General features: G+C 61.7%; 17 protein-coding genes and 1 other RNA gene. 4 read left to right on the top strand and 14 right to left on the bottom strand.

Going from position 1 to position 19,005, the window contains the following annotated elements; genetic code table 11:
• Positions 1-2 precede the first annotated feature (2 nt).
• From MA884_RS11495 to rsmI, 14 genes are all read right to left on the bottom strand, one after another.
• Positions 3-968, bottom strand: coding sequence for a D-alanine--D-alanine ligase (locus MA884_RS11495; protein ID WP_256230636.1), 966 nt, complete (start codon positions 966-968; stop codon positions 3-5).
• Positions 965-2,425: a UDP-N-acetylmuramate--L-alanine ligase gene (gene murC, locus MA884_RS11500; protein ID WP_256230637.1), complete on the bottom strand. Its 1,461-nt coding sequence runs from the start codon at positions 2,423-2,425 to the stop codon at positions 965-967. Before murC ends, MA884_RS11495 begins: the two co-directional genes overlap by 4 nt.
• The gene (murG, locus tag MA884_RS11505; protein WP_092393787.1) at positions 2,418-3,488 is read right to left on the bottom strand and encodes an undecaprenyldiphospho-muramoylpentapeptide beta-N-acetylglucosaminyltransferase; all 1,071 of its coding nucleotides are present in this window, start codon (positions 3,486-3,488) and stop codon (positions 2,418-2,420) included. The genes murC and murG overlap by 8 nt, the downstream gene beginning before the upstream one ends.
• The gene (gene ftsW, locus MA884_RS11510) at positions 3,478-4,695 is read right to left on the bottom strand and encodes a putative lipid II flippase FtsW (RefSeq protein WP_371134766.1); all 1,218 of its coding nucleotides are present in this window, start codon (positions 4,693-4,695) and stop codon (positions 3,478-3,480) included. Before ftsW ends, murG begins: the two co-directional genes overlap by 11 nt.
• Positions 4,692-6,038: a UDP-N-acetylmuramoyl-L-alanine--D-glutamate ligase gene (murD, locus tag MA884_RS11515; RefSeq protein ID WP_256230638.1), complete on the bottom strand. Its 1,347-nt coding sequence runs from the start codon at positions 6,036-6,038 to the stop codon at positions 4,692-4,694. Before murD ends, ftsW begins: the two co-directional genes overlap by 4 nt.
• Positions 6,039-6,043: 5 nt before the next feature.
• The gene (mraY, locus tag MA884_RS11520) at positions 6,044-7,126 is read right to left on the bottom strand and encodes a phospho-N-acetylmuramoyl-pentapeptide-transferase (RefSeq protein WP_256230639.1); all 1,083 of its coding nucleotides are present in this window, start codon (positions 7,124-7,126) and stop codon (positions 6,044-6,046) included.
• Positions 7,126-8,493, bottom strand: a complete 1,368-nt coding sequence (murF, locus tag MA884_RS11525; protein WP_256230640.1) for a UDP-N-acetylmuramoyl-tripeptide--D-alanyl-D-alanine ligase — start codon at positions 8,491-8,493, stop codon at positions 7,126-7,128. Before murF ends, mraY begins: the two co-directional genes overlap by 1 nt.
• Entirely contained in the window at positions 8,486-9,949 is a 1,464-nt protein-coding gene (locus MA884_RS11530; protein WP_256230641.1) for a UDP-N-acetylmuramoyl-L-alanyl-D-glutamate--2,6-diaminopimelate ligase, read from the bottom strand. Before MA884_RS11530 ends, murF begins: the two co-directional genes overlap by 8 nt.
• On the bottom strand, positions 9,949-11,688 hold the full coding sequence (locus MA884_RS11535; protein WP_256230654.1) for a penicillin-binding protein 2: 1,740 nt from the start codon (positions 11,686-11,688) through the stop codon (positions 9,949-9,951). The genes MA884_RS11530 and MA884_RS11535 overlap by 1 nt, the downstream gene beginning before the upstream one ends.
• Entirely contained in the window at positions 11,688-11,981 is a 294-nt protein-coding gene (gene ftsL, locus MA884_RS11540; RefSeq protein ID WP_256230642.1) for a cell division protein FtsL, read from the bottom strand. Before ftsL ends, MA884_RS11535 begins: the two co-directional genes overlap by 1 nt.
• Entirely contained in the window at positions 11,978-12,925 is a 948-nt protein-coding gene (rsmH, locus tag MA884_RS11545) for a 16S rRNA (cytosine(1402)-N(4))-methyltransferase RsmH (protein ID WP_371134767.1), read from the bottom strand. The genes ftsL and rsmH overlap by 4 nt, the downstream gene beginning before the upstream one ends.
• Positions 12,922-13,377, bottom strand: coding sequence for a division/cell wall cluster transcriptional repressor MraZ (mraZ, locus tag MA884_RS11550; RefSeq protein WP_008147486.1), 456 nt, complete (start codon positions 13,375-13,377; stop codon positions 12,922-12,924). Before mraZ ends, rsmH begins: the two co-directional genes overlap by 4 nt.
• Positions 13,378-13,685: 308 nt before the next feature.
• Positions 13,686-14,039: RNase P RNA component class A (gene rnpB / locus MA884_RS11555), an RNA gene on the bottom strand.
• Positions 14,040-14,128: 89 nt separating this feature from the next.
• A complete protein-coding gene (gene rsmI / locus MA884_RS11560) occupies positions 14,129-15,001 on the bottom strand; it encodes a 16S rRNA (cytidine(1402)-2'-O)-methyltransferase (RefSeq protein ID WP_256230644.1) in 873 nt (290 codons plus the stop codon).
• Positions 15,002-15,362: 361 nt separating this feature from the next.
• Here rsmI and MA884_RS11565 point away from each other — a divergent pair, with 361 nt between their 5' ends.
• The 4 genes from MA884_RS11565 (at position 15,363) to MA884_RS11580 (ending at position 18,818) form a co-directional block, all read left to right on the top strand.
• Positions 15,363-17,174 carry a penicillin-binding protein activator gene (locus tag MA884_RS11565; protein ID WP_256230645.1) on the top strand — a complete coding sequence of 604 codons (1,812 nt, stop codon included), beginning with the start codon at positions 15,363-15,365 and terminating at the stop codon, positions 17,172-17,174.
• Positions 17,174-17,536, top strand: a complete 363-nt coding sequence (locus MA884_RS11570) for a YraN family protein (RefSeq protein WP_256230646.1) — start codon at positions 17,174-17,176, stop codon at positions 17,534-17,536. The genes MA884_RS11565 and MA884_RS11570 overlap by 1 nt, the downstream gene beginning before the upstream one ends.
• Positions 17,537-17,649: 113 nt before the next feature.
• Positions 17,650-18,243: a phosphoheptose isomerase gene (locus tag MA884_RS11575; RefSeq protein WP_007928463.1), complete on the top strand. Its 594-nt coding sequence runs from the start codon at positions 17,650-17,652 to the stop codon at positions 18,241-18,243.
• On the top strand, positions 18,240-18,818 hold the full coding sequence (locus MA884_RS11580) for a BON domain-containing protein (protein ID WP_047228807.1): 579 nt from the start codon (positions 18,240-18,242) through the stop codon (positions 18,816-18,818). The genes MA884_RS11575 and MA884_RS11580 overlap by 4 nt, the downstream gene beginning before the upstream one ends.
• Positions 18,819-19,005 lie beyond the last annotated feature (187 nt).

A 19,005-nucleotide genomic window follows, 5' to 3' on the forward strand; every position in this document is an offset into this window, starting at 1 on the left:
GCTTAACCTCTTGGCTCTTGAGAGCCGACACTGGCGGCCAGGATCGACAGCACCAGTTGCTGGAAATCCAGGCCGGCGGCACGGGCCGCCATCGGTACCAGGCTGTGATCGGTCATGCCTGGGGCGGTGTTGACTTCCAGGAACCAGAACTGCCCGTCGGCGTCCTGCATCACGTCCGCCCGGCCCCAACCGGCAATACCCAGCGCCTCACAGGCCTTGGCCGTGAGGTCCATCAGTTGTTTTTCCTTGGCGCTGTCCAGCCCGCATGGAATGCGGTACTGGGTGTCATTGGCCACGTACTTGGCGTCGTAGTCGTAGAACGTGTGCGGCGTGCCCAGGGCAATCGGGGGCAACACCTGGTCACGCAGGGTGGCGATGGTGAACTCGGGACCGGTGATCCACTGCTCGACCAACACTTGCGAATCGTAGGAACTGGCGTCTTTCCATGCCGCGGTCAACTCAGGCAGCGAAGTCACTTTCGCCATGCCGATACTTGAACCTTCATGGGCCGGTTTGACGATCAAAGGGAAGCCCAGTTCCGTGGCCGCCGAAATACAATCGGCCTCGCAGGCCAGCACGGCGTGACGGGGCGTAGGAATGCCGAGGCTGTGCCAGACCTGCTTGGTGCGCAGTTTGTCCATCGCCAAGGCAGACGCCAGGATGCCGCTACCGGTGTAGGGGATACCCAGGCATTCGAGCAGGCCCTGCATGCTGCCGTCTTCGCCGCCGCGGCCATGCAGAATGATGAACGCGCGGTCGATTTTTTCGTTCAGCAGGCGCTGCAAAAAGTCGTCGCCTACGTCGATGCCGAACGCGTCGACACCGGCGCTTTGCAGGGCTTGCAGCACGGCGTTGCCAGACTTGAGAGACACTTCGCGCTCGGCGCTCTTGCCGCCGAACAGCACGGCGACGCGGCCGAAGGCTTTCGGGTCCAGGGTCGAAACCAGGGTGGCGTAGGCAGCAGTCATTTCAGTTTCCCCTCGCTGGATGCCACGATTGCCCCGGCGAATAACGGACTTTTCAGTAATTTCGGGGCCAGGCCACCGATGTCACCGGCGCCTTGGCACAGCAGGATGTCGCCGGCGCGCAGCAGCGGCTTGACCAGCGGTGCGAGGTCCACGCCGCGTTCGATGTAGATCGGGTCCAACTGACCGCGCTGGCGAATGCTGTGGCACAGCTGACGGCTGTCGGCACCCGGGATCGGCTCTTCGCCGGCCGGATAGACTTCCATCAGCAGCAGCACGTTGGCGTCGGCCAATACCTGGACAAAATCGTCGTACAGGTCACGGGTACGGCTGTAGCGGTGCGGCTGGTAGACCATCACCAGGCGCCGCTCCGGCCAGCCACCGCGCACGGCCTTGATCACCGCCGCGACTTCGGTCGGGTGATGGCCGTAGTCGTCCACCAGCATCACGTTGCCGCCGTCCACTGGCAGTTCGCCATAGACCTGGAAGCGTCGACCCACGCCCTGGAACCCGGACAGGCCCTGGACAATGGCTTCGTCGCTGACGCCTTCGTCGGTGGCGATGCAAATGGTGGCCAGTGCATTGAGCACGTTGTGGTTGCCCGGCATGTTCACCGACACATCCAGCGGCTCGCGATCAGGGCGCAGCACGGTGAAGAACGTTTGCATGCCCTTCTGGCGCACGTTGATGGCGCGCACGTCGGCCTCTTCGCCAAACCCGTAGGTCACAGTCGGACGCTTGATCAGCGGCAGGATCTCGCGCACCACCGGATCGTCCAGGCACACCACCGCCAAACCGTAGAACGGCAGGTTGTGCAGGAACTCGACGAAGGTTTTCTTCAGTTTGTTGAAGTCACCGTCGTAGGTCGCCATGTGGTCGGCGTCGATGTTGGTGACCACGGCCACCAACGGCTGCAGGTGCAAGAAGCTCGCATCGCTTTCGTCGGCTTCGGCGATCAGGTATCGACTGGTGCCCAGCTGGGCATTGGTGCCCGCGGCATTCAGACGACCGCCGATCACGAAGGTCGGATCCAGACCACCAGCGGCGAACACCGAGGCGATCAGGCTGGTGGTAGTGGTTTTGCCGTGGGTACCGGCAACGGCGATGCCGTGGCGGTAACGCATCAGCTCGGCCAGCATCTCGGCGCGTGGCACCACGGGAATGCGCCGCTCCAGGGCGGTCGCGACTTCCGGGTTGGAGGTGTTCACGGCACTGGAGACCACCAGCACATCAGCGTTGGCGGCGTTCTCGGAACGGTGGCCGATGAAAATCTGCGCGCCAAAGGATTCCAGGCGCTCGGTGACTGGCGAGGCTTTCAGGTCGGAACCGGAAACGTCATAGCCCAGGTTCAGCAACACTTCGGCGATCCCGCACATGCCCACGCCGCCGATACCGACGAAATGGATGCGGCGGATACGGCGCATTTCCGGTTGCGGCATGGCTTTGCGATTCTCAACCATGGGCCACCTCCAGGCAGGTATCGACCACTTGGGCCGTGGCGTCGGGTTTGGCCAGGCGACGGGCGGCGCGGGCCATGTCTTCGATTGTTTGCGGCTGCATCAAAACCTCTGTCAGGCGCGCGGCAAGATCCGCGGCACCAGTCGTTCTTTGCGGCATCAGGAAGGCAGCGCCTTCACGGGCCAAATAATCGGCGTTGCGGGTCTGGTGGTCGTCGATGGCGTGGGGCAAAGGCACCAGCATCGAGGGCAGACCGGCGGCAGCCAGTTCGCTGATGGTCAACGCGCCAGCGCGGCAGACCACCAGGTCGGCCCAGCCATAGGCTTGGGCCATGTCTTTGATGAAAGGCTGCACTTGCGCCTCGACGCCTGCGGCGCGATAGCGCTCGGCGGTGACTTCATCGTGATTTTTGCCGGCCTGGTGAAATACCTCGGGCCGCAGTTCGGGAGCGACCTGCGACAGGGCTTCGGGCAGCAATTTGTTCAACGGCTCCGCTCCCAGGCTTCCGCCCAGGATCAGCAAACGCGCCTTGCGTCCGGCCAGGGCCGGGCGCGGTGTATCGAGGAACAGCTCGGTCCGCACCGGATTACCGGTGGTGCGACGACTGCCCGACAGGGTAAAGGTGTCGGGAAAGGCTTCACAGACTCGAGCGGCCAACGGCACCAGTAACCGATTGGCGGTACCGGCCACGGCGTTCTGCTCGTGAACGATGACCGGTACACCGGCCAGTTTCGCCGCAACACCGCCAGGACCGGTCACATAACCACCAAAGCCCACCACGCATACCGGCCGCAACCGACGGATGATCGCCCGGGCCTGCCAGATCGACTTGAGCAGCATCAACGGCGCCTTGAGCAGCGACAACTTGCCTTTGCCCCGCAAGCCGCTGGCGTTGATCCGGTGCAGCTCCAGGCCGGCGGCGGGCACCAGCTCGTTCTCGATGCCCCGTGGGGTGCCCAGCCAGTGCACGGTGTAACCACGCGCCTGGAACTCCCGGGCACAGGCCAACGCCGGGAACACATGTCCACCGGTTCCGCCCGCCATGATCAGCACGTTAGCGCCCATGAGTCGGCTCCTCGGCGAAGTCGCTCTCCTGGAATTCCATCTCTTCGCTGCCCAGGTGGGTTCGACTCTCCCATTCGATGCGCAGCAACAAGCCCAGACAGGCACAGCAAATCACCAGGGAGCTGCCGCCGTAACTGAGGAACGGCAGCGTCAGGCCTTTGGTTGGCAACAGGCCGACGTTCACGCCGATGTTGATCAGGAACTGACCGATCCACAGGAACGACAAGCCATACGCCACGTACGCGGCGAAATACTGCTTGGCCCGCTCGGCCCACAAACCGATGTACATGCCGCGCACACAGACGAAGACGAACAGCGCGACGGTGAGCAGCGAACCGACCACGCCCAGTTCCTCGGCCAATACCGAGAACACGAAGTCGGTATGGGCTTCGGGCAGGTAGAACTGCTTTTGCACGCTGTTGCCCAGGCCTACGCCCAGCCATTCGCCGCGACCGAAGGCGATCAGGGCCTGGGTCAATTGATAGCCGGAACCGAACTGGTCGGCCCACGGGTCGGTAAAGGTGATCAGACGCGCCATCCGGTACGGTTGCGCCTGCACCAGCACCGTCACCGCGCCGACCGCCAGCGCCACCATCAGGGTGAAGCGAAACAACCCGACACCGCCGAGGAACAACATCGCCGCCGCTGCGCCCATCATCACCACCGTGGCGCCGAAGTCCGGTTCCATCAGCAGCAGGCCGGCCATTGGCAGCAACACAATGAACGGCTTGAAAAAGCCCATCCAGCTCTCGCGCACTTCTTTCTGGCGACGCACCAGATACCCGGCGAGGTAGATCACCACGAAGACTTTGGCGATTTCCGAAGGCTGTACGTTGAAGAAGCTGAAGCCGATCCAGCGCATCGAGCCGTTGACCTCGCGACCGATGCCCGGCAACAGCACCATCACCAACAAGCCAAAGGCACCGAGCAACATCATCCAGCCAAGGCGTTGCCAGGTGGCGATCGGCACCATCATGGTGACAATGCACGCGACCAGGCCGATCACCAGGTAAATCAGGTGACGAATCATGTGATAAAGGGTGTTGCCCGATTGCACGGCAGCCACTTCCGACGACGCGGAAGTGATCATCACCAGGCCCAGGCCCAGCAGCGCCAGGCAACCGACGAGCATCGGGAAATCCAGGTCGATACCGCGCCCGGTGATCAGCGGGGACGGGTATGGCTTGATGATGTTCATCAGGTTCATGCCAAGTCCCCCACGGCCCGGGCGAACAGTTGCCCGCGCTCTTCGTAGTTCTTGAACATGTCGAAACTGGCGCACGCTGGCGACAACAGTACGGCATCGCCCGGTTGTGCGAGGGCGCGGCATTGCTGCACCGCTTCGTCCAGCGAAGCAACGCGAACCTGCGGTACACCGTCGCCGAGGGCCTGGGCGATCAATTCGCGGTCACGGCCCAGCAGCACCACGGCACGGCAGTTGGCCGCCACCGGATCGCGCAGGTCCTTGAAGTCGGCGCCCTTGCCGTCACCGCCGGCGATCAGCACGAGCTTGCCGTCGATGTCTGCGCCCAGGCCCTCGATGGCAGCCAGAGCGGCGCCAACGTTGGTGGCCTTGGAATCGTTGTACCAGGCCACGCCGTCAAGATCGCGAACCCATTGGCAGCGGTGCTCGAGGCCGGCGAAGGTGCGCAGGGCCGACAACATGGCGTCGAACGGCAGACCGACCGCATGTCCCAGGGCCAGGGCCGCCAGGGCGTTGGCCTGGTTGTGGGCACCGCGAATCTTCAGTTCGCGCACCGGCATCAGGTTCTGGAATTCGAAAGCCAGGTATTTCTCGCCGTTCTCTTCCCGCAGCCCGAAGCCTTTGAAATCCGGCTGGCCCAGGCCGAAGGTCCAGCACGGTTGCCCCTCACCCATCAGCGGACGGCTCAAGGCGTCCTGACGGTTGACCACAAACTGCCGGGCCCCGCGAAAGATCCGGTGCTTGGCCAGGTGATAGGCCGGCAGGCCGCTGTAGCGGTCCATGTGGTCTTCGCTGATGTTGAGCACGGTTGCCACTTCGGCGCCCAGGTGGTCGGTGGTTTCGAGCTGGAAACTCGACAGTTCCATCACGTACAGCTCGACGTCATCACTGAGCAGATCCAGCGCCGGAGTGCCGAGGTTGCCACCCACGGCAACCCGCTTACCGGCCGCCTCGGCCATTTCACCCACCAGGGTGGTGACCGTGCTTTTTGCGTTGGAACCGCTGATGGCGATGATCGGCGCCTTGGCGTGACGGGCGAACAACTCGATGTCACCGGACAACTTCACGCCACGGGCGGCGGCGGCCTGCAAGGCCGGGGTCGCCAGCGCAAGGCCGGGGCTCACGTAGAGCTCGTCGGCGCGGCACAGGAACTCGACATCCAGCTCGCCACAACGCACGTCCACCTGCGGGTAGTCACGACGCAGCGTGGCCAGCTCAGGTGGATTTTCCCGCGTATCGGCCACAGCAAACGACACACCCCGGTTCGCCAGGAAGCGAACCAGGGACATGCCGCTCTTGCCGAGGCCGACAACGATGCGGAAGTGGTCAGAAGCGATCAGGGACACTCGTTCTACCTCAGCTTCAGGGTGGCAAGGCCGACCAGGACCAGAATCACGGTGATGATCCAGAAACGGACAATCACGCGCGGCTCGGGCCAGCCCTTGAGTTCAAAGTGGTGGTGGATCGGCGCCATGCGAAATACCCGGCGGCCGGTCAATTTAAAGGAAGCAACCTGAATGACGACTGACAGGGTCTCCATCACGAACACACCGCCCATGATGAACAGGACGATTTCCTGGCGAACGATGACGGCGATGGTGCCCAGCGCCGCGCCCAGCGCCAGCGCGCCGACATCGCCCATGAAAACTTGTGCCGGATAGGTGTTGAACCACAGGAACCCCAGCCCGGCACCGATCAGCGCACCGCAGAACACGATCAGCTCGCCGGCCCCTGGCACATAAGGAATCAGCAGGTACTCGGCGAATTTCACGTTACCCGACAGGTAGCAGAAGATCCCCAACGCGCCGCCCACCATCACGGTCGGCATGATCGCCAGGCCATCGAGGCCATCAGTCAGGTTGACCGCGTTGCTCGAACCGACGATCACCAGGTAGGTCAGCACGATGAAGCCAGCGCCCATCGGAATGCTGTAATCCTTGAGCATCGGCAGGATCAGGGTGGTTTCCACCGGCGAGGCGGCGGTCATATAAAGGAAGATCGCCGCGCCGAGGCCGAACACCGATTGCCAGAAGTATTTCCAGCGGCTCGGCAGCCCCCGGGAGTTCTTCTCGATGACCTTGCGGTAGTCGTCGACCCAGCCGATGGCGCCGAACAACAGGGTCACCAGCAACACCACCCACACGTACCGGTTCGCCAGATCGGCCCAGAGCACGGTACTGATGCCGATGGACGAAAGGATCAGTGCGCCGCCCATGGTCGGGGTACCGGATTTGGACAGGTGCGATTGCGGGCCGTCGTTACGGACCGACTGGCCGATTTGCAGGCTCTGCAAGGTGCGGATCATCCACGGGCCCAGGAACAGCGACAACGACAACGCGGTCAGCACACCCAGGATCCCGCGCAGGGTCAGGTACTGGAAGACCGCGAAGCCTTTGTGGAACTGTTGCAGGTACTCCGCTAGCAGCAGCAGCATTAATGTTTCTCCATACGGGAATCGCACAGCGCTGCAACGATGTTTTCCATCGCGGCACTGCGTGAGCCCTTGATCAATAAGGTGGTGTTCGGGTCTTGCTCGGCGCTCAGGGCCTGGATCAACTCGGCCTGAGTGCTGAAATGCTGTGCGTGTTCGCCAAACGCGGCGACCGCATGGGCCATCATCGGGCCGACGGCATACAGCGCATCGACCTTGCCACGCGCATAGGCGCCGACGTCGTGATGCCCCTGTTGCGCCCATCCGCCCAACTCGCCGATATCCCCCAGCACCAGCACGGTACGGCCGGGGAAACCGGCGAGGATATCCACCGCGGCGCACATGGACGTCGGGTTGGCGTTATAGGTGTCGTCGATCACGCGCATGCCGTTGCTGGCCAACTGCGCAACGGAACGCCCCTTGACCGGTTGCATCGCGTTCAAGCCGGCAACGATGCCCGGCAGCGACACGCCCAATGCATGAGCGGCCGCCGCAGCGGCCAAGGCGTTGGCGACGTTATGAGTACCGAGCAGGTTCAACTGGACCCGCTCTGCGCCGTCGGGGCAGTGCAGATTGAAGGCAGGGCAGCCGCGAGCATCGCGGTCCAGATCGCTGGCGTAGAAATTCGCGGCAAGATTGCTCAGGGCAAAGGTCAGCACTTTGCGCCGGCCCGCCCGGGTCTTCCAGGTTTCGAAGGCCTTGTCGTCGAGATTCAGCACGGCGACGCCATCGGCATCCAGCCCCTCGAGAATCTCACCCTTGGCCTCAACGATTTTGTCCGGGCCACCGAACTCACCGACGTGGGCGGTCCCGGCGTTGTTGATCACGGCCACGTGAGGTTTGGTCAGGCCCACGGTGTAGGCAATCTCACCGAGCCGCGAGGCGCCGAGTTCAATGACGGCGGCACTGTGTTGCGGTGCCAGTTCCAGCAATGTCAGGGGTACACCCAGGTCATTATTGAGGTTGCCACGAGTCGCCAGCACCGGACCGCGGGTGCGCAGGATGCTCGCGAGCATTTCCTTGACCGTGGTCTTGCCGCTGGAGCCGGTGATGGCCGCGACCGGGTTGCGGTATGCGGCGCGGTTCAATGCACCGAGCTGACCCAGGGCCTGGCGAGTGTCATTGACCTGCAATTGCGCCAGCGTGCTGTTGGTCACTTCGCGCTCGACCAGTGCCGCAACTGCACCTTTGGCGGCCACGTCGTTCAGGTAATCGTGGCCGTCGAAACGCGGCCCGGCCAAGGCAACGAACAATTGCCCCGGCGCAATCGCCCGGCTATCGATGCTCACACCATCGAAACTGGCGTCAGCCGCGATCAGACGCGCCTGCAGGACGTTGGCCAGTTCGCTGAGCTTCAAAGCCTTAAGCATGGGCCACCTCCCACGCGGTCAGGGCGTGATCGGCTTCCACCAGATCGGAAAAGGCATGGCGTTCGCCGTTGATTTCCTGATAGTCCTCATGGCCTTTCCCGGCCAGGACGATGACATCGTCCGCCGACGCACCGCCAATCAACTGGGCAATTGCCTGGCCGCGACCGGCCACGAAAGTGACGTTATCCACTGCCGAGAAGCCGGCGCGGATGTCGTCGAAAATCTGCGAGGGGTCTTCGGTACGCGGATTGTCGTCGGTGACCACTACCCCGTCGGCCAAGCGCTCGACCACTTCGGCCATCAGCGCACGTTTGCCGCGGTCACGATCGCCGCCGCAGCCGAACAGGCACAGCAGCTTGCCCTTGGCGTGTGGCCGCAGGGCCATCAGGACTTTCTCCAGCGCATCCGGGGTATGGGCGTAATCGACCACCACCAAAGGTTGCGTTCCACCACCCAACCGTTGCATGCGCCCGGTAGGCCCTTCGAGTTTGGGCAGGACCTTGAGGATTTCATCCAGCGCGTAGTCCAGGCCGAGCAAGGCACCAATGGCCGCCAAGACATTGCTCAGGTTGAAACGACCGAGCAAGGTGCTGCGCAAGTGGTGCTCACCCTGGGGAGTGACCAACGTGGCGCGCACGCCTTCGTCATCGAATTGCGCCTGGCGTACATAAAGGTAGGCGCTGGCATCTTCCAGGCTGTAGGTGATCAACCGGGACTCGCGCTTATCGGCGGCCAATTGCCGGCCGAACGCATCGTCAAGGTTGATGACTCGGCACTTCAGATCATTCCAGGCAAACAACCTGGCCTTGGCTTCGCCGTAAGCCTGCATGGTGCCGTGGTAATCCAGGTGATCGCGCGACAGGTTGGTCAAGACCGCGACGTCGAACGCCAGGGCCGTCACACGCCCCTGATCCAGGCCATGGGAAGAAACTTCCATCGCAACGGCCTTGGCTCCGGCCTTTTTCAGGTCGGCCAGGGTTGCCTGCACGGCGATCGGGTTCGGCGTGGTGTGCAGGCCACTCTCCAGTGCGCCATGAAAACCGTTACCCAAGGTCCCGACGATGCCGCAGTGCTGACCCAACAGGTCCAGCGCCTGGGCCACCAGTTGGGTAACGCTGGTCTTGCCGTTGGTGCCGGTCACGCCAATCAGGTTCAGGTGACGACTCGGGTCGCCGTAAAAACGCCCGGCGATGTCCGACAATTGGGCCGCCAGTCCCTTGACCGGAATCAGCGGCACATCAGTGATCGGTAGCACGGTTGCGCCGTCGACTTCATAAGCCACCGCAGCCGCACCGCGCTTCAAGGCGTCGGCGATGTGGGCGCGGCCGTCAAAACGTGCGCCCGGCACGGCCAGGAACAGATCCCCGGCACGCACGTGGCGACTGTCCAGGGCCAATTCGCGAATCAGCAGATCGTGGCCGGCATGGGCAAAAATCTTGTTCAGGCTCAGGGACATCAGCCACGCCCTCCTTCGGCTTTCAAGGGTACGACCGGTGCGGTATTGGCCTGCTGGGTCGGCGGCAGGTTATCCGGGGTGATGTTCATCAAGCGCAGGGTGCCGGACATCACTTTGCTGAACACCGGCGCCGAAACCAGCCCCCCGAAGTAGCCGGCCTTGCTCGGTTCGTCGATGACCACCACGACGGCGTAGCGCGGGTCGCTCATCGGGCCAAAACCGGCAAACAGCGAACGGTAGGAATTCTCGGCATAGCCCTTGACGCCCGCGGAGGTTTTGCGGGCCGTACCCGACTTGCCTGCCACGTGATAGGCCGGCACCTGGGCGCGATACACCCCACGCGGCGCTTCGATCACCTGTTGCAGCATGCCTTGCATCGTCTTGGCAACATCCTCCGGAATGACCTGAGTAGACTCCGGGGCCTTGTCGGTTTTGATCAGCGACAGCGGCGTCATGCGGCCGTTGTTGGCCAGCACCGAAAACGCGTGGGCCAACTGGATCGCGGTCACGGAAACACCGTAGCCGTATGACAACGTGGCCGTTTCAGCCTTGCGCCACTCGCGGTAGTTCGGCAGATTGCCGACACGCTCGCCAGGAAAGCCCAGGCCAGTGCCCTGACCAAGACCGATTTTCTGGGCGAGACGGTAAATCGTTTCCCCGCCGATATCGAAGGCGATCTTGCTCATGCCCACGTTACTGGAGTTGATCAGGATGCCGGTCAGGTCGAGCACCGGGCCTTCGCTCCTGGAAACGTCCCGAATGGTGTACTTGCCGATCTGCAAGGTGCCCGGATACACCTCGACCGTGTCACCCGGCTTCCAGCGCCCGGTTTCCAGAGCCGCCGCCATGGACACGGCTTTCATGGTCGAGCCCGGTTCGAACACATCGATCATCGCGCGGTTGCGCATCATCGCCGGTTGCAGGTTACGGCGATTGTTCGGGTTGTAGGTCGGCTGGTTGACCATGGCCAGGACCTCGCCGGTCTTCACGTCGAGAATCACCAGGCTACCGGCCTTGGCGCCGTTCTCGACGATGGCATTACGCAGCTCACGGTTGGCCAGATATTGCAGGCGCAGATCAATGGACAACGCCAAGGGCTTGCCGGCCTTGGCGTTTTTGGTGACCTGGACATCCTTGATCAGCCGGCCACGCCGATCCTTGATGACCTGACGCTTGCCGGGCACCCCGGCGAGCCATTCGTCATAGGCCAACTCGACCCCTTCTCGCCCTCGGTCGTCAATGTCCGTAAAACCGACCATGTGGGCGGTCACTTCACCGGCCGGGTAGAAACGCCGGAATTCTTCGATGCCGTAGACGCCCGGCACTTTCAGATCGAGCACTCTCTGACCTTGCTCGGGCGTCAACCCGCGCACCAGATAGATGAATTCTTTATTGGCCTGGGCTTCAAGACGCTCAGCCAGGGCCTTGGGGTCCTGCCCAAGGGCGGCGGCCAGGGCCGGCCATTTTTCCTTGGCCTGCTGCATTTCCTTGGCGTTTGCCCACAAGGTCGTTACCGGGGTGCTCACGGCTAACGGCTCGCCGTTGCGGTCGGTGATCAGGCCACGGTGAGCCGGAATCGGAATATGACGCAAGCTGCGGGCATCGCCTTGCTCCTGAAGGAAATCACGATCGACCACTTGCAAATCGATGATGCGCCAGACGATAGCCCCCACCATGATCCCGAGCAGCCCCAGGACCAGGCGGAAGCGCCACGGAAAGAGTGCCCCTTCGAGCTTCATCATGGCGCCACCATCTGCACTTCGGCAGCACCGGGAATGCGCATTTTCAGTTGCTCGGTGGCCAGGACTTCGATGCGGCTATGGGCGGTCCAGGTGCTCTGCTCCAGAATCAACCGGCCCCACTCGGCCTGGGCCTTGTCGCGCACGCTCAGTTCGCTGTACAGGTTATTGAGCAACTGCCGGTTCCAGTGCGCGCTGTAGGACACGGCGATGGCCGACACGAGCACGCCGATAAACAGCAGCAGCATGAAAAAGCTGCCGCCAGGCAGGGGCTTGGCGAAGAGCCTGCTCACCGCAACTTCTCCGCGATACGCATGACAGCGCTACGGGCACGCGGGTTGGCCTTGAGTTCGGCCTCGGAGGCAAACTGCGCCTTGCCATGGATCTTGATTTTCGGCACGAAGGCTTCGAAACGCACCGGCAGGTTGCGTGGCAGGTTATCGGCCTCGCCCTTGGTGAGCTTGCGCATGAACAGCTTGACGATACGGTCTTCCAGGGAATGGAAGCTGATCACCACCAGCCGACCACCGATCTCAAGTGCTTCAAGCGCCGCTTCAAGGCCGGCCTCGAGATCACCCAACTCGTTATTGACGTGGATGCGCAAGCCCTGGAAAGCACGGGTAGCCGGGTTCTTGCCCTTTTCCCATGCCGGGTTGGCAACCTTCAGCACTTCGGCCAGATCACCGGTGCGCTCGAACGGTTTGATGTCGCGACGCTCGACCACGGCGCGGGCCATGCGGCCGGAAAAACGCTCTTCGCCGTATTCCTTGAACACACGGGCGATTTCTTCCACCGCGGCGGTATTGACGAATTCGGCGGCGCTGATGCCGCGAGACGGATCCATGCGCATGTCCAGCGGGCCATCATTGAGAAAACTGAAGCCGCGCTCGGGGTCGTCCAACTGCGGCGAAGACACCCCCAGGTCGAGCAGGACGCCATTGACCTTGCCGGCCAGGCCACGCTGGGCCACTTCCGAGCCCAGCTCCGCAAAGCTGCGCTGCACAACGACAAAGCGGCCGTCTTCGGCCGCTAGCGCTTGCCCGGTGGCAATCGCTTGAGGATCCTTGTCGAACCCCAGCAGCCGGCCGTCCGGACCGAGCTTGCTGAGGATCAGCCGGCTGTGCCCGCCGCGCCCGAACGTGCCATCCAGATAGCAGCCATCAGGACGTACGGCGAGAGCCTCGACGGCTTCGTCAAGCAGTACGGTGATGTGGTTAAAGCCGCTATCAATAGTCACAGGATCAAATCACGCAGTTCATCAGGCATGGCGCCCGGTTGTTGAATAGCAGCGAGGTCAGCGGCAGAGACCGCATCCCAGGCATCTTCGTCCCACAGTTGGAACTTGTTCAGTTGGCCCACCAGCATTGCGCGCTTGTCCAGCTTCGCGTACTCGCGCAGACGCGGCGGAACCAGGAAACGACCGCTGCCGTCGAGTTCGAGATCGACGGCGTTACCGATCAGCAAGCGTTGCAAGCGGCGGTTCTCTTCACGTAGCGAAGGCAGTGCGCGCAGTTTGGTTTCGATGATTTCCCACTCATCCAGAGGGTAAACACACAAACATGGGTCAACGGCGTCGATCGTGACGATTAATTGCCCGGAACTCCGCGAAACGAGCTCGTCACGGTACCGGCTCGGCATGGCGAGACGGCCCTTTGCATCGAGACTGATAGCGTTAGCTCCGCGAAACACGTCAGCGTTTCTCCAAAAATTTTGCGTTTTACGCTCAAAAAACCCACTTCATGCCACTTTCCGCCACTTGCGCACACTATAGGAATGCGCCCACCGCACCGTCAAGGCGCGGATTGAAGGAAAAGCCTTATAGATCGGAGATTTAGGAGCGAATATGGAGGGGCTATGGGAATCTGACGTAGGAATTTTCACCACAACTTCAGTGAACACAGGAAGCTGCACTCAGAAGTTAAAGTGATTTGTTAAGAGTAAGATTTTTTTGGTCTTAGCAATTGCGTCTGCCAGCGATTCTGGCAGGAGGGGAAAAGGTGGAGAGTCGATCTGTAAGCCGGGTTCTGTCTTGAACAGTCATTCGTCTACGATGGCCATCACTGGACATCTTTAGCAACCTACCCGGTCCCAGCGCGGGCCACGCCTTGGGACCCTATTTGGTCTTGCTCCAAGTGGGGTTTACCTAGCCACGAACTGTTGCCAGTCGTGCGGTGCGCTCTTACCGCACCTTTTCACCCTTACCGGCGCCGAAACGCTTAGGCGGTTATTTTCTGTGGCACTTTCCGTAGGCTCACGCCTCCCAGGCATTACCTGGCACTTCGCCCTATGGAGCCCGGACTTTCCTCCCCCCCCTAATTTTCATAGAGGGCAGCGACTGTCCGATCGACTCTCCGCCGCGAAGGTTAACGGCAGAGCGGCCGAAGAACAAGCGATAAAAGCCTCAGGCCATTATGGTGCGTTGCGCGACAACCAACCTGCCTCACTGAGCTTTCTGCTTTTCCAGCGCAACCTGATACAGCACATTCTTGCGCTCGCCGGTGATCTGCGCTGCCAGGGCAGCGGCGCGTTTGAGAGGCATTTCCTCGAGCAGCAGGTCGAGGATGCGCATCGCTTCACCGCTGACAGCCTCTTCACTTTCCGGCGCCGTCCAGCCCGCCACCAGCACGACGCATTCACCGCGCTGCTGGTTGCTATCGTTTTCGACAAAGGCGCGCAACTGCGCCAAGGGCAGGCCCTTGAGGGTTTCGAAGGTTTTGGTCAGCTCCCTGGCAAGCAGTGCCGGACGCTCTGGACCGAACACCAGCTCCATGTCCTGCAGGCATTCAAGGATGCGGTGCGGCGCCTCATAAAAGATCAACGTACGCGGCTCTTCCTTTATGGAATCCAGGCGCGCTCGCCTCCCCACCGCCTTGGCCGGCAGAAAACCTTCGAAGATGAAACGGTCCGACGGCAGACCCGCCGCCGAAAGCGCGGCGATCAGGGCACAGGCCCCCGGCACTGGCACTACATTGATACCGGCCGCCCGAGCCTGGCGTACCAGGTGATAGCCTGGGTCGGAAATCAGCGGCGTACCCGCGTCGGAAATCAGCGCAACGTTATCGCCCGCCAACAGGCGAGTGATAAAACGACTGCCCTCGTCCCTCTCGTTGTGCTCATGACAGGCGGCCAACGGCGTCGAGATGCCGAAATGTTGCAACAGGCGTTGAGAGTGGCGCGTGTCTTCGGCCGCGATGAGGGCGACCTCCTGCAGGATTTTCAGTGCCCGGGCACTGATATCGTCCAGGTTGCCGATGGGCGTCGCCACCACATAAAGCGAGCCGGCAGCGGAATTCAAAGCACCTGGAGCAGTCAAAGCGCACACCTCATGATCGGTAAAACCGCCATTGTAGCGTGTGCCGGCCGCCTTAGCGGTTCACATCAGCCATTGTGGCGAGGGGATTTATCCCCGCTGGGCTGCCCAGCAGACCCAAGACCTGCCGCCTCGATGTGTCAGGCTGAAGGGTTTCCAGCTTTTTTTGGGCTGCTGCGCAGCCCATCGGGGATAAATCCCCTCGCCACAGGTTTAGTGCCACCACCTGAGTGAACAGCGCCTTTGTGCCCCGCCGAAACATTTGAAATACCTAAATTGATCGATTCACGCCACTAACATCGCGCCCCGGCCAGTGCTTGGGTACAATTCGACGCTAATTTGATCTCGTATCAGGAACATTTACATGATCGCTTGCCTGCGGCTGCTCTCCGCCCTCTGCCTCGCTGCCCTTTTGGCAGCCTGCGCCAGCTCGCCCTCCTCCAGTCTTGGCGAACTTCCACGGACCCCGGATGCCAGTATCGAGCAACTGCTCGAACAGGCCACCCAAAGCAAAACCCCGGAAGAAGCCGCCCTGTTGCGCCTGAGTGCAGCAGACCTGGCCTACCGCCAGGGCAATGCCGGCCAGTCCGCGCAGATCCTGCAACAGGTGCCGATGGAGCAACTCAAGCCCGGCCAGCAGATTTTCGCCAGCACCCTGGCGGCCGAACTGGCAATGACGCGCAATCAACCCAAAGCAGCGCTGACCGCCCTGAGTCACCCGAGCCTGCAACACCTGAGCGAGCTGCCGGTGGAACAACAGGTCCGCACCGGCACCGTCCACGCCCGCGCCCTTGAGGCCGATGGCCAGACCCTGGCAGCCGCCAAGGAACGGATCTTCATTGCGCCCCTGCTCGAAAACGAAGCGGCGGCAAAAAACCACGAGGCGATCTGGGCGCTGATCGCCTCGCTGCCCACTGACCAACTGCAACCGACCACCACCGACGATCTCGGTGGCTGGCTGAGTCTGGCCCAGACCGTGAAAACCGCCGGCACCCTGGAGCAACAACAGGCGGCTATCGATAGCTGGCGTGAACAGAACCCGAAGCACCCAGCCGCTCTTCAGTTGCCGACACCATTGATCAAGCTCAAGGAACTGGCCAGCCAGCCGCTGGGCAAGATCGCCCTGTTGCTGCCTCAGGACGGCCCACTGTCCTCAGTCGCCAGAGCCCTGCGCGAAGGTTTCATGGCTGCCCACTATCAGGCCCAACAGGCCGGGCAGAACCCACCGAGCATTCAGTTTTATGACAGCTCGCGCCTGACGTCCCTGGATGACTTCTATCGCAAGGCCCAGGCCGATGGCGTGCAACTGGTGGTCGGCCCGCTGGAAAAACCACTGGTCAAGCAACTGAGCACCCGCCCGCAACTGCCGATCACCACCCTGGCGCTGAACTACAGCGAAGGCGAGCAAGGCCCGGCACAGCTGTTCCAGTTTGGCCTGGCCGCTGAAGACGAAGCCCGCGAAGTGTCGCGTCGCGCCCGTGCGGACGGCCTGCATCGTGCCGCAGTCATGGTGCCGAAAGGTGAATGGGGTGATCGTGTCCTCAAAGCCTTCAGCCAGGACTGGCAGGCCAATGGTGGCACCATCATCGCTGTCGAACGCATCGACCAGCCAGTGCAACTGGCCCAGCAGATCGCCGACATGTTCCATCTGCGCCAGAGCGAAGGTCGCGCCAAGCGCCTGCAAAGCACACTCGATACCACGGTGGCGGCCCAGCCATCCCGACGCCAGGACATCGAGTTCCTTTTCCTGGCCTCGACCCCGCAACAGGCCCAGCAGATCAAGCCGACCCTGAACTTTCAGTACGCCGGCGACGTGCCTGTGTACGCCACCTCCCACGTATTCAGCGCCAGTGGCGACCAGAATCAGTACAACGACATGAGCGGCGTGCGCTTCTGCGAAACCCCGTGGCTGCTCGATGCCAACGATCCGCTGCGCAAGCAGGTCACCGCACAATGGCCCCAGGCCGCCGGTAGCCTGGGCCGGTTGTACGCGATGGGTGCAGATGCCTATCGCCTGGCTCCGCGCCTGGGCCAGCTCAAGGCATTGCCGGACAGTCGTATCGAAGGCCTGTCGGGCAGCCTGGCAGTGTCGCAATCCCAGCGTGTACAACGTCAACTGCCATGGGCCGAGTTCGTTAACGGTCAGGTGCAGCGCCTGCCAGACACTCAGCGCTGATGCCTGACCGATCACGCCAGCAAAGCGGACGGGATGCCGAGGGCCAGGCTCTCGCGCATCTTCGACAGCAGGGTTTGCGGCTACTGGCGCAGAACTGGCTGTGTAAACGTGGCGAGCTTGATCTGGTCATGCTTGACGGCGATACAGTAGTATTCGTCGAAGTCCGCTACAGAAAAAATACTCAATGGGGTGGCGCGCTCGACAGCATCGACGCACGCAAGCGCCAGAAGCTGATTTTCGCCGCGCAGTATTTCCTGCAAATCGAGTCTCGCTGGGCCGATCACCCTTGCCGTTTCGACGTGGTTGCCATCGACAGCAACGCTGATCAGTTGAACTGGCTGCAGAACGCCTTCGACAGTTGAGCGTCAACACCCATGGCGAGCCGAGCCGGACACCTTCACCCAATTTTTTTGCTCTTTGCTTTGCGCGCCGCACATGTTTGTGCCGATAAGCCGCGCTACTTAAGGTCACACTGATGGACATGCAATCGCGAATTCGCCAGCTTTTTCAGGCCAGTATCGACACCAAGCAACAGGCGATGGACGTACTTGCACCGCACATCGAGCAAGCCAGCCAAGTGATGGTCAACGCCCTGCTCAATGAAGGCAAAATGCTCTCATGCGGCAACGGCGGTTCTGCCGGCGACGCCCAGCACTTCTCGTCGGAGCTGCTCAACCGCTTCGAGCGCGAGCGCCCCAGCCTTCCAGCGATCGCACTGACCACCGACAGCTCGACGATCACCTCGATCGCCAACGACTACAGCTACAACGAAGTGTTTTCCAAACAGATCCGCGCCCTGGGCCAGCCTGGCGATGTGTTGCTGGCTATTTCCACCAGCGGTAACTCGGCCAATATTATTCAGGCGATCCAGGCCGCACATGATCGCGAAATGATTGTCGTAGCATTGACCGGTCGCGATGGCGGCGGCATGGCGTCACTGCTGTTGCCCGAAGACGTCGAGATTCGCGTACCGGCCAATGTCACTGCACGCATTCAGGAAGTCCATCTGCTGGCGATTCATTGTCTTTGCGACTTGATCGACAGCCAACTGTTCGGGAGTGAAGAATGACCCCTAATCGCCTAGGCCTTCTGGCCCTGACCCTGTGCCTCGGCATCAGCGGCTGCACATCGGTGGTTAACGCCAGCCGGGAAAAGCCGATTGAAGACGACCGCGGCACCCGCACCTTCGGCAGCAAGATCGACGACTCGTTGATCGAAACCAAAGCGGGCGTAAACATCGCCAAGGCCGACCCGGACCTGGACAACAACTCGCACATCGTCGTCACCAGCTTCAACGGTGTCGTCCTACTGGCGGGCCAGACCCCACGCGCGGACCTCAAGGCCAAGGCCGAGCAAGCTGCAAGCGCTGTGCAGCGGGTCAAGACTGTGCATAACGAACTGCAGGTCCTGCCACCCTCCTCGCTGCTGGCGCGCCAGAACGATGCCTGGCTGACCACCAAGATCAAGACGCAGATGCTCACCGACGCCAGCATTCCCGGCTCGCGCATCAAGGTCGTGACCGAGAATGGCATTGTCTATCTGCTGGGCTTGTTGACCAAGCAGGAGGCTGCGCAGGCGACCAACCTGGTGCAAGGGGTTTCCGGGGTGCAGAAGATCGTCAAGTTGTTTGAGTACATTGACTGATACTGAGCTCCTGTCACTCAAGAGAAACGGCGCTTCTTCCGAGACGGAAAGCGCCGTTTTTTTGGCTTTATTTTTTTTTTGGGGGGGGGGGTGATCGGTGTGTATATCCGTTGCTGCGGTAACGGCCGCTGACGGTTCCGCTCTTACAGCGGCTCACTTTTGGAAAAGCGCCAAAAGTAAGCAAAAA

The sequence above is a fragment of the Pseudomonas sp. Q11 genome (genome assembly GCF_024494355.1).
GTDB classification, from domain to species: Bacteria; Pseudomonadota; Gammaproteobacteria; order Pseudomonadales; family Pseudomonadaceae; genus Aquipseudomonas; species Aquipseudomonas hefeiensis.

What these genes read in the sequence shown, in the direction of transcription:
- MA884_RS11495 (WP_256230636.1), bottom strand. Translation starts at nt 968, where the DNA reads ATGACTGCTGCCTACGCCACCCTGGTTTCGACCCTGGACCCGAAAGCC.
- murC (WP_256230637.1), bottom strand. Translation starts at nt 2,425, where the DNA reads ATGGTTGAGAATCGCAAAGCCATGCCGCAACCGGAAATGCGCCGTATC.
- murG (WP_092393787.1), bottom strand. Translation starts at nt 3,488, where the DNA reads ATGGGCGCTAACGTGCTGATCATGGCGGGCGGAACCGGTGGACATGTG.
- ftsW (WP_371134766.1), bottom strand. Translation starts at nt 4,695, where the DNA reads ATGAACCTGATGAACATCATCAAGCCATACCCGTCCCCGCTGATCACC.
- mraY (WP_256230639.1), bottom strand. Translation starts at nt 7,126, where the DNA reads ATGCTGCTGCTGCTAGCGGAGTACCTGCAACAGTTCCACAAAGGCTTC.
- murF (WP_256230640.1), bottom strand. Translation starts at nt 8,493, where the DNA reads ATGCTTAAGGCTTTGAAGCTCAGCGAACTGGCCAACGTCCTGCAGGCG.
- MA884_RS11530 (WP_256230641.1), bottom strand. Translation starts at nt 9,949, where the DNA reads ATGTCCCTGAGCCTGAACAAGATTTTTGCCCATGCCGGCCACGATCTG.
- MA884_RS11535 (WP_256230654.1), bottom strand. Translation starts at nt 11,688, where the DNA reads ATGAAGCTCGAAGGGGCACTCTTTCCGTGGCGCTTCCGCCTGGTCCTG.
- MA884_RS11565 (WP_256230645.1), top strand. Translation starts at nt 15,363, where the DNA reads ATGATCGCTTGCCTGCGGCTGCTCTCCGCCCTCTGCCTCGCTGCCCTT.
- MA884_RS11570 (WP_256230646.1), top strand. Translation starts at nt 17,174, where the DNA reads ATGCCTGACCGATCACGCCAGCAAAGCGGACGGGATGCCGAGGGCCAG.
- MA884_RS11575 (WP_007928463.1), top strand. Translation starts at nt 17,650, where the DNA reads ATGGACATGCAATCGCGAATTCGCCAGCTTTTTCAGGCCAGTATCGAC.
- MA884_RS11580 (WP_047228807.1), top strand. Translation starts at nt 18,240, where the DNA reads ATGACCCCTAATCGCCTAGGCCTTCTGGCCCTGACCCTGTGCCTCGGC.